This is a genomic window from Streptomyces sp. NPDC048514 (assembly GCF_043199955.1).
Lineage (GTDB): Bacteria > Actinomycetota > Actinomycetes > Streptomycetales > Streptomycetaceae > Streptomyces.
On the sequence record NZ_JBICWT010000011.1, the window covers coordinates 380404 to 395903 of the forward strand.

Annotated in this window: 8 protein-coding genes; 5 read left to right on the forward strand and 3 right to left on the reverse strand. The window is 74.5% G+C overall.

All coding sequences use genetic code 11. From position 1 onward, the window contains the following. Nucleotides 1-454 precede the first annotated feature (454 nt). Together ACGFT2_RS25880 and ACGFT2_RS25885 are read left to right on the forward strand one after the other, a co-directional pair. A complete protein-coding gene (locus ACGFT2_RS25880) occupies nt 455-2533 on the forward strand; it encodes an asparagine synthase-related protein (RefSeq protein ID WP_393282174.1) in 2079 nt (692 codons plus the stop codon). A gap of 310 nt (nt 2534-2843) precedes the next feature. Further along, a complete protein-coding gene (locus ACGFT2_RS25885; protein WP_393282176.1) occupies nt 2844-6302 on the forward strand; it encodes a BTAD domain-containing putative transcriptional regulator in 3459 nt (1152 codons plus the stop codon). A 7-nt stretch (nt 6303-6309) separates the two neighbouring features. Here the strand turns inward: ACGFT2_RS25885 and ACGFT2_RS25890 are convergent, their stop codons facing one another. Together ACGFT2_RS25890 and ACGFT2_RS25895 are read right to left on the reverse strand one after the other, a co-directional pair. Further along, complete coding sequence (locus ACGFT2_RS25890) at nt 6310-8250, reverse strand: sigma-70 family RNA polymerase sigma factor (protein WP_393282178.1); 1941 nt, start codon at nt 8248-8250, stop codon at nt 6310-6312. Nucleotides 8251-8623: 373 nt separating this feature from the next. Next, nucleotides 8624-9424, reverse strand: coding sequence for a TetR/AcrR family transcriptional regulator (locus ACGFT2_RS25895; RefSeq protein ID WP_393282180.1), 801 nt, complete (start codon nt 9422-9424; stop codon nt 8624-8626). A gap of 376 nt (nt 9425-9800) precedes the next feature. On the opposite strand from ACGFT2_RS25895, the gene ACGFT2_RS25900 reads away from it, so the two are divergent. Together ACGFT2_RS25900 and ACGFT2_RS25905 are read left to right on the forward strand one after the other, a co-directional pair. Further along, entirely contained in the window at nt 9801-11180 is a 1380-nt protein-coding gene (locus tag ACGFT2_RS25900) for an NAD(P)/FAD-dependent oxidoreductase (protein ID WP_393282181.1), read from the forward strand. 130 nt (nt 11181-11310) lie between these two features. Further along, a complete protein-coding gene (locus ACGFT2_RS25905) occupies nt 11311-12975 on the forward strand; it encodes a SpoIIE family protein phosphatase (protein WP_393282226.1) in 1665 nt (554 codons plus the stop codon). A gap of 61 nt (nt 12976-13036) precedes the next feature. Here the strand turns inward: ACGFT2_RS25905 and ACGFT2_RS25910 are convergent, their stop codons facing one another. Beyond that, nucleotides 13037-14323 carry an MFS transporter gene (locus ACGFT2_RS25910; RefSeq protein ID WP_393282183.1) on the reverse strand — a complete coding sequence of 429 codons (1287 nt, stop codon included), beginning with the start codon at nt 14321-14323 and terminating at the stop codon, nt 13037-13039. A 110-nt stretch (nt 14324-14433) separates the two neighbouring features. Between ACGFT2_RS25910 and ACGFT2_RS25915 the strand changes: the two genes are divergently transcribed. Then, nucleotides 14434-14982 (forward strand): MarR family winged helix-turn-helix transcriptional regulator, encoded by a 549-nt coding sequence (locus ACGFT2_RS25915; protein WP_393282185.1) that lies wholly within the window; start codon nt 14434-14436, stop codon nt 14980-14982. The last annotated feature ends 518 nt before the right edge of the window (nt 14983-15500 follow it).

Sequence of the window (15500 nt, forward strand, 5' to 3'; positions counted from 1 at the left end):
GGGAGGCGATGCCCGCCTCCCGGACTGTGCGCGTGTGCATTCCGCCGCGCGTTCCGCAGGCCTGTACGGAGAGTGCTCGAAGCCGGCCGCTCGCCGCGTATTTGGCCGAAAATCGATCCCGGCCCATGCGATTGTTTCGCGCTGCGACCTTGCAACTTGGCGGCGCGAAAGGCGTTTTAGGGAGCGTACAGGGGGCGCATTCGCGTCGCCCGTCGGGGGCCACCGCACCCCGGAACACCACGCCGCTCGCCAACTCTCCGGCCGTCCATGCCGACTTGCCGCAGACGTCCGCGCCGGTCCCGCCGCGGGTCCCCGCGCGGCGCTCGCGCGGTGGCCGCTGGATTTTCCCTCGATCGAAGGCGGCGCCACCGCCCCTCTCCGGCACGTCCTTCATGGCAGCATGGGGACCCGGTTCATGCGGTGCACTGGTGGTCCACAGCCTGTGGAGGCGTCGATGCGGTGGTTGGTGGGTTGGAGCAGCACCGCCACGGGCGTCGCCGGGACGAGCGCCGGGGGCGCGCTGGGCTACGACGGCGAGTCCCTGCACCCGGTCGGCTCCCAACTCCTGTGGGGCGACCCGGATCCGCTGTGGGCGGTGGGCGACTGGCGCCCGGACGAGGTGCGCCTGGTGCACGCCGACGGACAGAACCGGATCGCCGTCCTCGGTATCTGCGGCGCCTCCGACGAGGAACTGCGCCGCGCGCTGTTCACCGCGCGCGGGGGCGCACTGCGCCACCTGACGACCTGGGCCGGCAGTTACACGGCCGTCGTCCAGGTGGGCCGGCGCGTCACCGTCTGCGGCGACCTCGCGGGCGCCCGCCCGGTCTTCCACACCCCCTGGGCCGGCGGCACGGCCTACGCCACCGCGGCCCTGCCCCTCGCCGACCTCGTCGAGGCCAACCTCGACTTCGGCCACCTGGCCGCCCTGCTCGCCGCCCCCGACGTACCGGCCGCGCTGCGTGACACCACTCCCTACGACGGCGTACGGCGCATTCCACCGGGGCATGCGCTGGTGCTGCGCGCCGGAGCGCGCGAGATCGCCGGGTACGAACAGGTCGCCTCCCTGGCCGTGGCCGCGCCCCCGGCCGACCCCGGTCGCTCCGTGGACGCCGTACGGGACGCCCTCGTGGAGGCGGTCCGCACCCGGCTGTCGGCCCCCCGGCACGTGCCCGATCTCGACCCCGGGCCGGTGCCCGGCATGGGCCCCGCCGAGCGGCGGGCCGCGCGCGGGATGCCGGTGCCCGGTATCGGCGCCGACCTGTCCGGCGGCCCGGCCTCCGGCACCCTCGCGCTGCTCGCCGCCGGACTGCCGGGCCGGCCCGGCACGCTCCTCGGCCACGGCACGGGCGCGGGCGAGCGCCTCCTCGCCGTCACCTTCAACGACCTCGCCGTGGGCGGTCGGGAAGCCGAACTCGAACGTGCCGGCACCCTCGCCGCCAACCCCCGCCTGCACCACGTCGTGGTCGCCGGCGGCGAGGAGACGCTGCCCTACGCCGACCTCGACGGCCCCCTCACCGACGAGCCGGGGCCCTCGCTGGTCTCGGCCGGCCGGCACCGCGCGCGGCTCGCCGCCGGCAGCGCCGACCACTTCACCGGGCACGGCGCCCGCCAGGTCCTGGACGCCCACCCCGCCCGCCTCGCCGACCTGCTGATGGACCGCCGGCGCCGGTACCTGGTCCGGCCGGTCGCCGCCCTCGCCCGGGCGGACGGTTCGGTGATGGTCCCCGCGCGGGTGTACGGCGCGGCCCGGCGCCTCGCCCGCACTCCGTACCGCGCGGGCCTGGAGGCGCTGGCCGAGCGGCTGATGCGGCGCCGCTTCGACGAGCCCAAGGGGGCGGTCGGCGCTTCCCTCGCCGCGCTGACCTGGGCCAGACCCGGGCCGGCGGCGCGCTGGCTGACGGGAGAGGCACTGGCTGAAGTATCGGTTCTGCTGGGGACCGCGGCGGAACGCTCCACCACCGGTCCGGACCGGCGCCCCGGCGACCACCGCGCGCGTGCGGCGCTCGCCCGGTACGCCGCCGATCTGCGCGTCCTGGAACAGGCCGCCGAGGTCCGCTCCCAGCGCCTGCACGCGCCCTTCCTCGACAACCAGGTCGTCCGGGCCTGCCGCGACCTGCCGGAGGCGATGCGGGTCCAGCCGGGCGCCCGCGCGGCCATCCTCCGTACGGTCCTGGAAGGCGCCGGCGTCACCGGCCTCCCGGCCGGCTGGGGCGCCCCCTCCCACGCGTCCTCGGCGGCCGCCGCGCGCGCGGGCCTGCGGGTGTCGGCCGACGCCCTGATCGACCTCTTCTCCACGCCGCTTCTCGCCGACGCCGGTCTGGTGGAGGCGCGCGTCGTCCGCAAGGCGCTGCGCGCGGCGGCCGCGGGGGAGCCGCTTCCGCTGGACGGCCTCGCCGACCTGGTCTCCCTCGAACTGTGGCTGCGGCGGCTTCTCTCCCGCCGAGGTACCTGCTGGACCGGAACCCCGGCCCGCGCCCGTGCGGTTCCCTCAGGCATCCAGCCGAGGCGCAGCGCGCTGACGCCGGGGGTGTGAGGGCCGCGTTCCCGGTGGGCGCGCGGGTGGGGGTCCGGTGCGTCGGGGTGGCGGCCCGGTGCGGTGACGAGTGGCCGCCCGTCGTGTTCCCGGGTGGCGGCTCGCCGTTCTCGCCCGCGGGTGGTCCGTGGCCGGTCGCGCGGTTCCCCGCGCCCCCAGGGGGTTGCCGGGCCGTGGGTTCGTGGGGTGGGCGGGGCTGTGGCTCCCGGCAGTTGCCGGGCCGTGGGTTCGTGTGGGGGGTGCCCGGGGTGCGGGTGGTGCGGCTGGGAAACCCCGTGGCCCTTTTCGCGGTCCCCGGGACAATGGGCGGGTGCGGTACGGAATTCTGGGTGCGGCCCAGGTCACGGACGATCAGGGCGTCGTCCTGCCCATCGGCGGCCGGCGCCTCCGTACGCTTCTCGCCGCTCTCGCTCTCCGTCCCGGGCGCACCGCCACCGCCGAGTCCCTCGTCGACGAGATCTGGGCGGGCGAGCCGCCCCAGGACGCCCCCGCCGCCCTCCAGGCCCTGATCGGCCGTCTGCGCCGCACCCTCGGCCGGCACGCCATCACCTCCACACCCGGCGGCTACCGCCTGGAGGCGACCGAGGACGACGTCGACCTCCACGTCTTCGTGCGGCTCGCCCACACCGGCATCGCGGCCCTCGCCGACGGCGACCCGGCCACCGCCCACCGCGACCTCACCCAGGCCCTCGCCCTCTGGCACGGCCCGGCCCTCACCGACCTCCCCGACCGCACCGCCGCCGCCCGCCCGGAAGCCCTGCGCCTGGAGGCGACCCGCGCCCGGGCCGACGCCGCCCTCCGCCTCGGACGCGCCCAGGACGTCGTACCGGAGCTGAGGGAACTGACCGCGGTCCACCCGTACGACGAACCCCTGCACGGCCTGCTCATCCGGGCCCTGCGCGGCGCGGGCCGCCCGGCCGACGCCCTCGCGGCCTACGAGTCGGTCCGCCGTACCCTCGCCGAGACCCTCGGCACCGACCCGGGCCCGGAACTGAGGTCCCTGCACGCCTCGTTGCTGGAGCCGCGGGAGGGGGAGCCGCGGGAGCTGGGGCCACGGAAGGCGGCGCCGTGGGAACGGGAGTCGCCGGTACGGGAGCCGCGGAAACGGGAGCCGCTGGAACGGGAGCCGCGGGAGCTGGAGGCGCGGGACACGGCGCCGTCGGAGACCGAGCCGCGGAAGCCACGCCGTTCACCGGACGCGCCGGCCCCCGTCCAGCCTCCCGAGCGCACCGGGAATCTGCGCCCCCGGCTGACGTCCTTCGTCGGCCGGGAACCAGAACTCGAAGCGATTCGTTCCGACCTGCACAGGGCCCGCCTGGTCACGCTCACCGGACCGGGCGGCTCCGGAAAGACCCGCCTCGCCGAGGAGGCCGCCGCAGGCCTCTCCCAGGCATGGCTGGTCGAGCTGGCGCCGCTCGACCACCCGGAGGCGGTGCCGGGCGCGGTGGTCAGCGCGCTCGGTCTGCGCGAGACCGTGCTGCTGGGCGGCGAGCTGGCGGCCGGTCCGGCCGACCCCACGGCCCTGCTGATCGAGTACTGCGCCCCGCGCAGCAGACTCCTGATCCTCGACAACTGCGAACACGTCGTCGGCGCGGCAGCCGCCCTCGCCGAGACCCTGCTGACCCACTGCCCCGGGCTCACGATCCTCGCGACCAGCCGTGAACCCCTGGGCGTCCCCGGTGAGTCGGTGCGCCCGGTCGAGCCGCTCGTGCCGGAGCAGGCGCACCGCCTCTTCGCCGAGCGCGCGAAGGCCGTCCGTCCCGACGCCGGAGCGATGCTCGCCGACACCGAGGCCGTGGCGGAGATCTGCCGCCGTCTGGACGGGCTGCCGCTCGCCATCGAGCTGGCCGCCGCCCGGCTCAGGCTGCTGACCCCGCGCCAGATCGCCGACCGGCTCGACGACCGCTTCCGCCTGCTCACCAGCGGGAGCCGCACCGTACTGCCCCGCCAGCAGACCCTGCGCGCGGTCGTCGACTGGTCCTGGGAACTGCTGGACGAGCGGGAGCGCACGGTCCTGCGCGAGGTGTCGGTGTTCGCCGGCGGCTGGGATCTCACGGCGGCCGAGGCCGTGTGCACCGGCCCCGCGGCGGACCTGATCGGGGCGCTCGTGGACAAGTCCCTGGTCGTGGCCGCCCCACCCGGACCGGAGGGCGACCGCGGCCCGAGCGGCATGCGCTACCGCATGCTCGAGACCATCCACGAGTACGCGGGCGAGCGCGCGGCCGAGGTCCCCGGCCTGCGCGCCGCGGCCGAGCGCCGGCACCGCGCGTGGGCGCGGGCCCTGGCCGAGGAGGCCGAGCCGCTGCTGCGGTCCGCCGCCCAGCTGCCCTGGATCGCCCGGCTGGAGACCGAGCTGGACAACATCCGGGCGGCCCTGGACCGTGCCGTGTGCGCCGGCGACGAGCCGGAGGCGGCCGCGATCGTCCTCGCCATGGGCTGGTTCTGGTGGCTGCGCAACTACCGCCTGGAGGCGGCGGCCTGGGCCCGGCTGGTGCTGCGCCTGGGAGTGGCCCTGGACGGTCTGCCCGCCGGGGCGCCGGCCGCCGCCCTCGCGGACCGGGTGCGGTCCGCGGACCCGGTGGGCGTCTTTCTCGCCGCCCCCGACGGCGAGGCCGGTCACCCGCTGCGCGAGGTGCGCATGGACCTGCGGATGCTCGACCTGTTCCTCACGTCGGAATCGAGCACGCTCCACCTCGGGACCGACGAGCGGGCCCCGCGGTACATCGCGCTGGTGCGCGCCGCCTACGAGCACGCCGGTCCGCCGGCCGCCCGGCTCCCGGGCCTCGTCTGGCCGCTGACCCTGTACTACCTGGGCGGCCCGGCGGACCTCGGCCCGGACATGACCGCCTCGGTCGCCAACTGCCGCGAATTCGGGGGTGACTGGGAGATCGGCGTCGCCCTGATGTACCGCACCCACGTCATCGTCGACTCACCGGGCAACCTGCACGGAGTGGACGAGGACCTGGCCGAGCTGCGGACGCTCAGCCGGCGCGTCGGCGACCGCTGGATGTGGGCCCAGGTGTGCAGCGCGGCCGGCGAGGCGGCCATGGCCCGCGGCCGGTTCGACGAGGCACGCGGCGAGTACGAGGAGGCACTGCGCCTCGCCTACGAGGTCGGCGCGTACGCCGAGTCGCCGTTCCTGATGGCGCGCCTCGCCGAGATCGCCTACCGCTCGGGGGACCGGGACGGCGCGCTGGCCTCCCTGGCCGAGGCCGGGGACGCCGCCGACCGGTACGCCGTGCCGGAGTCACGGGCGTTCGTGCTGCTGATGCGCGCCCGGATCGCGCTGCACGACGGCCGGCCGTCGCGGGCCCGCGAGCTGTACGAGACCACCTGCGAGGTGATGCGGCAAGGCACCCCGCCACCGCAGTTCACGGCGGCCGTGCGGACGCTCGAGGCGCTCCTGGCGGCCGCCGAGTCGGGCCCGGCGCACGGTCTTCCGGTGGTCGCCGAGGCGCTGGGCGACGCCGTGGCCCAGCGCTGCTCCGAAGCGATCACGGCGGGACTGGTGGACGTCGCGGCCGGCCTGCTGGCCCGGCTCGGCGATCTGCCGGGGGCGCTCAGGCTGTTCGCCGCCGCCGACCACTGGCGGGACGGCCGTCAGCGCCCCGAGCCGGAGCGCGGTGAGGCCGCCCGGGTGCGGGCCGATGCCCGTGCGGCCCTGCCGGCCGAGCGCATCGCCGCCGAGTGCGCCCGGGGCGCGACCCTCGACGCGGCGGGTGTCCTGGGCGAACTGGGCGCGAGGACGGCGGCCGCCGACGGCCGGTAGGGGCGCGCTACCGGCAGGTGAACCGGGACTCGGCCCAGTCCGCCGGCACCGCCCGGCCGAAGAGGCCGCCGAGCGGTTCCACGACGAGCCGCACGGACTTGTGCCCGGTCAGGTCCACATGGACGGGGACGGCCCGGTCCCGGCCGTCGACCGTCCCGGACCGCCACAGCCGTACCCCGTCGGCCCACACGGAGAAGGAGACCCTGCCGAGGCCGAGCAGCATGTCGTCCACGCCGGCCAGCGCGTCGTAGGCGGTGCACGGGCGGTTGAGGGCGATCGTGACGGACGACGCGCTGTGGACGGTCACCCCGCGCCCGTACCGCTCGCCACCGATCGACATGCCGTGGCGCTGCCACACCCAGCTGCTGCCGCGCAGCTCGATCTCCGGCCGCATACCGTCGCCGTCGACGTCGTACCGCAGATCGCTCAGCTCGTAGACGGCGGGTGCCGGCGGGGGAGGGGGCGGTGGGGTCGGTCTCGGCGTCGGCTTCGGTGCCGGCGGCGGTGCCGGTGCCGCGGTGCGCGTCGGCTCGGGCGCCGGCTTCGGGGTGGGCGCCGGCCTGGGCGTCGGAGTGGGCGTGGGCGTCGGAGTGGGCGTGGGCGTCGGGGTCGGCTCGGGGGCGAGCCGCACCGGCCTCGGTGCGGGTTTCCGCTCCGGTGGCGGCGCGGGCGAGGGCGCCCCGGGCCGTACGACCCGTGCCGACGGCGACGGCCTCGCGACCTCCCTCACCGGGTGGCCGTCGTTCACCAGGGCCAGTGCGACCGCGGCGACGGCCACCGCGACGACACCGGCCGCGATACCCGCCTTCACCGGCGCCCCGAGCCCCTCCGAGACCGCCGCGCCGCCCGCACCCCCGGACGATCCGCCGGCCGCGGCGGCGGCACCCGCGGCGCCCGCTCCGGCGCTGCCGGCCGCGATCCCGAGCGCCTTGGCGTACCCGGCTGCCCCGAACCAGCCGATGACCGCGACCGGGACGACGCCGGGGATACCGTCCGCCACCTCTTCGATCTGGGCCGCGGCCAGCCGGCACCTGGCGCACTCCTCCAGGTGCTTGCGCAGGCCCCGCTCGGCGCGGACGCGCAACTTGCGGCGGGCGTAGGTGCCGAGCTGGTCGGCGTAGCGGGCGCACTCCTCGTCGTCGGCGAGGGCGGCGCTGACGTGTGCCTGGAGGTAGGCCTGCTTCAGGCCCTCGCGGGCCCGGCTGGCCAGTACCCGGGTGCCGTTGGCGTCCAGTCCGAACAGCACGGCCACCTCGCTCGGCGACTCGTCCTCGACCTCGGTGTGCCACAGCACGGCCTGCCAGCGTTCGGGCAGCGAGCGGAAGGCCCGCATCGCCATGGACTGCTCGGCCTCGTGCAGGGCTCGCACGTCGGCACCCAGCTCAAGCCCCGCGCCGAAGGAGCCGGCGGACGTGCTGTCGTCGGACACCTCGGCGGCCCGCGCGGTCTGCTGGGCGAAGGCGGCGAAGTCGTCGACGAGCTGCTCGCGGCGGGCGGACCTGGCCCAGTGTGCGGCCACGCGTCGTACACAGGTCAGCAGGTAGGCGCGGACGGCGTGTTCGGGTCCCGAGCCGCCGCGCACGGCCTGCAGCATCCGGGCGAAGACCTCGGCCGTGAGGTCGTCGGCGGTGTGGCCGTCCCGGCAGCAGGTCCGCGCATAGCGCCGTACGGCGTCCGCGTGCCGCCGGTACAGCTCGGCGTAGGCGGAGTTGTCACCGCCGCGCATCCGGTCGATCAGCTCACCGTCGGCGGGAGGCGCCTCCCGGGGCGGCGGGAGCACACTGCCCTCACGCTGGGCCGGCACGCTCTGCTCCGGCGGAACGCGGGAGGGCGGCGGTGCGCCGGGGACGGCCCGGCCGCCGCCCTGACTCGGCACCTGGGGCGAGGCCTGCCCGGTGGCCTCCGGGGCACCGTCACCGCGGGACTCGTCCCACCCGTCAACGCTCATCGCGTAAAGCCCCCGACGCCGGCCCGGCCCAACCCCTCACCGGCTCAGAGTGCCACACCGCGGTTTCCCGGAGACCCGTCGTTCGCGGCATCCACTCGTCCGAGCGGACTTGGCACCACCCCATCCGGAAGCCCACCCGAACGAGCTACCGAAAAGGCCGTGACCGGTGCTTCCCGGGCCCGGTATCCACGCGCCTCCGGCCGTGACCGGTGCTTCCCGGCCCGGTGCCCACGCGCCTCCGGCCGTGACGGCCGCACGGTGCCGCGGGCGGTACCCGGGGCTCGCCGAGGCGCCCCGCGGGTACCCGGGGCTCGCCGAGGCGCGCGGTGCCGGTCACGCGGGGTTCCGGGGCACCGAAGGCGCGCGGTGCCGGTCACGCCGGCCGGGAACGCAGGCCCTCCAGCAGGATGTCCAGCAACCGCGAGGACGCGGCCGCCTGCTGGTCGGGGTCCGGCAGCGAGGGCGCCGCCGTGGCGATCACCAGCAGTACGTCCGACACGGACACGTCCGGACGCAGCTCACCCGCCGCCCGCGCCCGCTCCACCAGTTGCCCGACGACCTCGAGCAGCGCCCCGGCCCCGGTGTCGTCGACCGGCACCGCGCCCCCGTCAGCCACCAGCCGCAGTTCACCGGCTCCCGGCTGCAGCCGCTGCTGCGGCACCCGGGCACCGTCGACCGCACCGACCGCACCGACCGCACCGACCGCACCGACGGAGCCGTCCGAATCCTCCGGGCCGGTGGAGCCCACCCGCAGCACCTGCGGCGGGAGCAGCCGCCCCGCGCCCGACGCCACGGACGTCCGCAGGAACCGGGACAGCGCCGACCACGGCTCGTCCTCCTGCCCGAGCGCGGTACGCGCCTGCTCCGTCAGCCGCGCGGTCTCCTCCTCGGCGATCCGCCGGACCAGTACGTCCTTGCTGGGAAAACGCCGGTACACCGTGCCGACACCGACCCGCGCGCGCCGCGCCACATCCTCCATCGGCGCGCCGTACCCCAGCTCGCCGAACACCTCACGCGCCGCACGCAGCACGTGCTCCAGATTGCGCTGTGCGTCCACGCGCAGCGGCGTCGTACGCACCCCGTCCGTGCGTCCGCCGTCCGTCGCCGCGCTCACCGCGGCGCCACCGGGCGCGACGACGGTGGCAGATGACCATTGCTTGTCCTGAACATGCATGTGTTCCCCCGGTAATGACGTCTCCCCCCGGAGACTCTCCCCACCTGAATTCCGGAGTGTGCGGAACGGGCATCGGTCCCGACCGGACCCGCCCGTCGCGGACCCGTTCGACCACATTCCCTACACCCCGTCGACACACGAACATAGTTGAGAGGGAGTCAATTCAGAAGGGGCAGGTTCCGCACAGTGCGCCCCCCGATCGGAGTACGGGTCATATACGCACCGATTGCACACCTTCGTACCGTCTCGTCCGCCCCTACTGACCTGGCCCCTTTCGTCCTGGCCCGACGCCGCCTCCGGCCCCGCGCACACCCGGCCGCCGGTCACACAAATTGCCGGGGCTGTGGACAAACAACAGCGCCGGGTGCGTCATGGGATGGTGAAGGAACGTGCGCGCATTCTGGTTGTCGGCGGCGGCTACGTCGGGATGTACACGGCCCTGCGCCTCCAGCGGAAGCTGAAGGCCGAGCTCAAGCGGGGCGAGGCCGACATCACGGTCGTCACCCCCGATCCCTACATGACGTACCAGCCGTTCCTGCCCGAGGCGGCCGCGGGCTCGATCTCCCCCCGTCATGTCGTCGTACCGCTGCGCCGCGTCCTCGACCGCTGCCATGTCGTCGTCGGCGAGGTGACCTCCATCGACCACGCCGTGCGCACCGCCGCCGTCACCACGCTCGCCACCGCCGAGGAGGGCAGGCCCGCCGAGCTGATCGGGTACGACGAACTGGTGCTCGCCCCCGGTTCGGTCTCCCGCACACTGCCCGTCCCCGGCCTCGCCGAGTACGGCATCGGCTTCAAGACCGTCGAAGAGGCCATCGGACTGCGCAACCACGTCATCGAGCAGATGGACATCGCCTCCTCCACCCGCGACCCCGCGATCCGCGACGCGGCCCTCACCTTCGTGTTCGTCGGCGGCGGCTACGCGGGCGTGGAAGCACTCGGCGAACTGGAGGACATGGCCCGCTACGCCGCGCGCTACTACCACAACGTCCGCCCCGAGGACATGAAGTGGATCCTCGTGGAGGCCTCCGACCGCATCCTCCCCGAGGTCGGCGAGGAGATGGGCCGCTACACCGTCACCCAGCTGCGCCGCCGCAACATCCAGGTGCTGCTGAACACCCGCCTGGACTCCTGTTCCGGCCGCGTCGCCGTCCTCAGCGACGGCCAGCGCTTCCCGACCCGCACGCTCGTGTGGACCGCCGGCGTCAAACCGCACCCGCTGCTCGCCGCCACCGACCTGCCGCTCACCGGCCGCGGCCGCCTGAAGTGCACCGCCGAGCTGACCGTCGACGGCGCCCCGCACGCGTGGGCCGCGGGCGACGCCGCCGCCGTCCCCGACGTCACCGCCGGCCGGCCCGGCACCGAGACCGCCCCCAACGCGCAGCACGCCGTACGGCAGGCCAGGGTCCTCGGCGACAACATCGTCCACGCCCTGCGCGGGGAGCCCCTCCGGACGTACGCGCACGCGTACGTCGGCTCCGTGGCCTCCCTCGGCCTGCACAAGGGCGTCGCCCAGGTCTACGGGCGCAAGCTGAAGGGCTACCCTGCCTGGTTCATGCACCGCGTCTACCACCTCAGCCGGGTGCCCACCGTCAACCGAAAGGCCCGGGTGCTCGCCGAATGGACCCTCGCCGGGCTGTTCAAACGGGAGATCGTCTCGCTCGGCTCGCTCGAACATCCGCGAGCGGAGTTCGAACTCGCGGCCGGGGGAAAGCCTCCTCACAGCCCCTCCGACGACCCGAAGGGGTCGACCTGACCGGACCGAGGAACTGTACGGACCGCCGAGGCGTCTGACGGATGTCGCCGCGGCCCGCCCCTGCCAGACTGCCCCATGTCCTCGGACGGCCCACCCGCCCGCCCTCAGCACCCACGAGGCCTTGCCCACAGTGAACTTCACCCGCTGGAGCGCCCGGCTCCCCGGAACGCAGCGCCGCGCCGCAGCGCGGACCGAGACCGCGGTCTCCCCGGACCGGCGGGGGGAAGGCTCCGTGCCCGCGGCCCGCGCCGAGCAGCAGCCCGACGGGGCCCAGCCGGGGACCCATCCGGTGCCGGCGGTCGACGAACTGGCCGCGCGCGACGTCCTCGACCGCGTCCCGGCCCTCGTCGCCCTGGTACACGGCCCCGACCACCGCATCGCCTACGTCAACGACGCCTACACGGCCGCCTTCGGCACCCGCTCCCCGGGCACCCCCGCGCACCAGGCGCTGCCCGAACTCGCCGCACTCGGTCTGCTCCCGCTCCTCGACCAGGTGCTGCGCAGCGGCAAGCCCCGCACGCTGAAGTCCCGCAAGGCGGTCGACGGCCGCTCGTACACCTTCACCTGCACCCCCGTGGCGGAGGACGGCGACCGCGACGGCGGCGTACTCCTCTTCGCCACCGACGTCACCGACCACGCCGAGGCCGCCGAGCGGCTGCGCGCCAGCGAGCGCCGGCAGCGCGAGACGGCGGTGACCCTCCAGAGATCCCTGCTCCCGCAGGAGCTGGAGCAGCCCGACGACCTGCGCATCGCCGCCACCTACCAGCCCGGCGGCACGGAGGCCGCGGTGGGCGGCGACTGGTACGACGTCATCACCCTCGGCGGCGGCCGCACGGCCCTGGTCATCGGCGACGTCATGGGCCGGGGGGTGCGGGCGGCGGCGGTCATGGGCCAGTTGCGCACCGCCGTGCGCGCCTACGCCCGGCTCGACCTGCCTCCGCACGAGGTCCTGCAGCTCCTCGACGGCCTCGCCACCGAGATCGACGCCAACCAGATCGCCACGTGCGTCTACGCCGTCCACGACCCCAACGAGGGCCGCCTGGTGTACGCGTCCGCCGGGCACCTGCCGATCCTGGTCCGCGACGAGAGCGGCACCGTCTCCCGCGCCGACGAACCCACCGGCCCGCCGCTCGGCACCGGCGGCTGGATCCACGCCTCGGGCTCCATCGCCCTGGGCCCCGGCGCCACGGCGGTCCTCTACACCGACGGTCTGGTCGAGCGCCGCGACCAGGATCTGGACGAGGGCATCGCCGCGCTCGAACGAGCCCTCGCGGGCGCGACCGGCACCCCGCAGGTCGTCTGCGACCGTCTGGTCCGCTCGGCCGGCGTCACCGCCGACCACGACGACGACGTGGCCGTCCTCGTCCTCCAGCACCCCGCGCGCACGGGCCCCGAGAGCGACCTCTTCCGCAACGCGGCCCTGGAACTCCTCGGCGGTGTGGAAGCAGCCCCGCGCGCCCGCGCCTTCGCCTCCGGCGTCCTGACCAGCTGGCGCTTCCCCGCCGAACTGCACGACCTGGGCGTCCTCGCCACCAGCGAGCTGGTCGCCAACAGCCTGCAGCACGGCATCCCGCCCATGCGGCTGCGGCTGCGCCGCACCGACCGCCGCCTGATCATCGAGGTCACCGACGGCGACGACCACCTCCCCCGCCGGCGCCGCGCGGAGCCCGGCGACGAGTCCGGCCGGGGCATCGCCATCGTGGCGACGATCGCGTCCGGCTGGGGCTGCCGCAGAACGCCGGGCGGCGGCAAGGCGGTGTGGTGCGAGTTCGTCCTGCCGAAGGGAAAGCACTGACCGGGCCCGGTGGACGGGCCTGCGGGCCGCGCCCCCGCGGGGGCGCGGCGGAGCGCCCGGCTCAGGCCTCCACGGTGACCGGCTCCGCGGCTCCCCGGGCCACCACCCGGCTTTTGGCGGCAGCCGCCCACGGCTGGTCCTGAGCGGCGGTGAGCCGCCGCCCGAGCCGCAGCGCCAGCCAGGTGATGCCCAGCGAGAACAGCAGGAAGGTCACGACGTACGGCGCGTGCAGCGAGGCACCCATGGGCCCGCCCACGGCCGGTCCGACGGCCAGTGCCAACTGCTTGACGAGGGCGAACGCCGAGTTGTACTGCCCGGCCATGCCTTCCGGCGCCAGATCGGCGACCAGTGGCGCGACCGTCGGCGACAGCATCGCCTCACCCAGCCCGAACAGGGCGTACGTCGACACGAACGCGGCCGTGGCCATCTCCTGGCTGCCGTGGCCGAGCCCCGCGTACCCGGCGGTCAGCCAGGCGACGGCCCAGATGAGCCCGACCCCGGCTATGACCCGGGACCGCCGGCGCCGCTCCACGAACCTGAGCACGGCGAACTGGGCGACCACGATCATCAGTGTGTTCGCGGCCAGCGCCGTGCCCAGCGCGGAGGTGGATATCCCGGCCGCCTCCACGCCGTACGCGCTCAGCCCCGACTCGAACTGGCCGTAGCAGGCGAAGAACAGCACGAAGCCCAGCACGGACAGCTGCACCATCGCCCGGTTCCCGAGCAGCTGCTTCCAGCCGCCCCGCGCCGATCCCGCGGGCGCGTCCTCGATGCGCGGCGAATGCGGCATCCGCACCGTCGCCATCACCACGACCAGCAGCAGGAACATCGCCGCCTCGATCGCGAACAGGAGCGTGAACGAGGACACGCGCGTGGTGTCGACGAGATGACCGCCGATGAGACCGCCGACTCCGAGGCCCAGGTTCTGCAGGAAGAACTGCATCGCGAAGGACCGTGACCGGGTGTCCGCCGTCGAGCAGTCCACGATCATCGTCGCCAGCGCCGGCTGCATCACGGCCTGCCCGGCACCGAGCGCGGCCGCGGACAGCAGCACGGTCGTCGAACCGCCCGCGAGGCCGAGGCTCAGCGCGCCCAGAGCGGCGGTCCCCAGGGCGGCGAGCAGGACCGGCAGCGGGCCGCGCCGCACGATCGCCCTGCCGGCGAACGGCAGCACGATCAGCGCGGCCACGGCGAAGACGGCGAGCACCAGTCCCGCCGTCATGGCCCCCAGGTCCCTCACCTGCGCCACGTAGACGTACAGGTAGGGGACCGTGAAGCCGAGCCCGAAGGCGCTGAGTGCGTTGCCCACGTGGATCCGGCGCATCGCTGCGCCCATCGCCCTGGTCACGTTCACCTCTCTCACTAGTTAGGCCTGAAGACTTCAAAGCTAAAGTTCGAAGCTAAAGACTACACAGTGAAGGACTTCAAGGCAAAGGGGTCGCGTGCCATACTGCGGCCATGGCCGACACCCCCGGCGTCCCGGAGCCGACACTCGAAGAACAGATCGCCGCCTACCAGCGCGAGTTCCAGGACCTCGACCCGCAGGTGGAGAAGGTGGTGTCGGCGCTGTCCCGGCTGAACCGCCGCATGAACGTCGCCTACGGCCGCCAGACCGCCGAGCTCGGTATCAGCAACGCCGAGTGGGAGGTCCTCAAGGCACTGGTCCTCTCGGGCGCCCCCTACCGGATGGGCCCGGGTGAGCTGGCCAAGCGCCTCGGCCTCACCCCGGCCGCCATGACCCACCGGATCGACCGCATGGTCACCGAGGGCCTGGTGACCCGGGAGCGCGACGAGTCCAACCGGGTGCGGGTCATCGTCGAGCTGACACCCGGGGGCCGCGAGAAGTGGCTGGAGGCGATGCGCCTGGCGACCGTCTTCGAGGAGGACCTGCTCCAGGACCTGACGCCGGCGGAGCGCTCTGTGCTCGGCGAGGTGCTGACCCGGCTCCTGCGCAGGGTGGAGCACGCGCAGCCCGACGCCGGCGGCCGGCTCAGCGACCTCGACTGACCGTCGACCCCGGCGCCCGCTGCCGGCGTACCCAAAAGATGTTGACAGGGGATGGTTGACACGCCCCTGGTGGTTCCGTAGAGTTCTTCGGGTTGCCGCCGAGCCGTAACGGTTCTCCGGCAGCGCCTCAGCCGCCTCGAGCGGCACCCCTCACACCATCAGCACGATCTCCTGACCGAGTTGATTTCGGCGTGCCCGAATTCAATTCGAATTGGGACTCGGCGGCCCGATTGGGAATCGCCGGGCGGATCCGCTAAGGTTTGAGACGTCGGAACGGCCCAAGGGCCGGGAAGACAAACCCCCCTGACTGGGAGTCAGACGCCGAAAGGATCTGATAGAGTCGGAACCGCCGGAAAGGGAAACGCGAAAGCGAGAACCTGGAAAGCACCGAGGAAATCGGATCGGAAAGATCTGATAGAGTCGGAAACACCGAAGGGAAGCCCGGAGGAAAGCCCGAGAGGGTGAGTACAAAGGAAGCGACCGTTCCTTGAGAACTCAACAGCGTGCCAAAAATCAAC

Bases quoted from the DNA above. Each gene is read 5' to 3' on its own strand.
- ACGFT2_RS25880 (WP_393282174.1), top strand. From the start codon at position 455: ATGCGGTGGTTGGTGGGTTGGAGCAGCACCGCCACGGGCGTCGCCGGG.
- ACGFT2_RS25890 (WP_393282178.1), bottom strand. From the start codon at position 8,250: ATGAGCGTTGACGGGTGGGACGAGTCCCGCGGTGACGGTGCCCCGGAG.
- ACGFT2_RS25895 (WP_393282180.1), bottom strand. From the start codon at position 9,424: ATGCATGTTCAGGACAAGCAATGGTCATCTGCCACCGTCGTCGCGCCC.
- ACGFT2_RS25900 (WP_393282181.1), top strand. From the start codon at position 9,801: ATGGTGAAGGAACGTGCGCGCATTCTGGTTGTCGGCGGCGGCTACGTC.
- ACGFT2_RS25915 (WP_393282185.1), top strand. From the start codon at position 14,434: ATGGCCGACACCCCCGGCGTCCCGGAGCCGACACTCGAAGAACAGATC.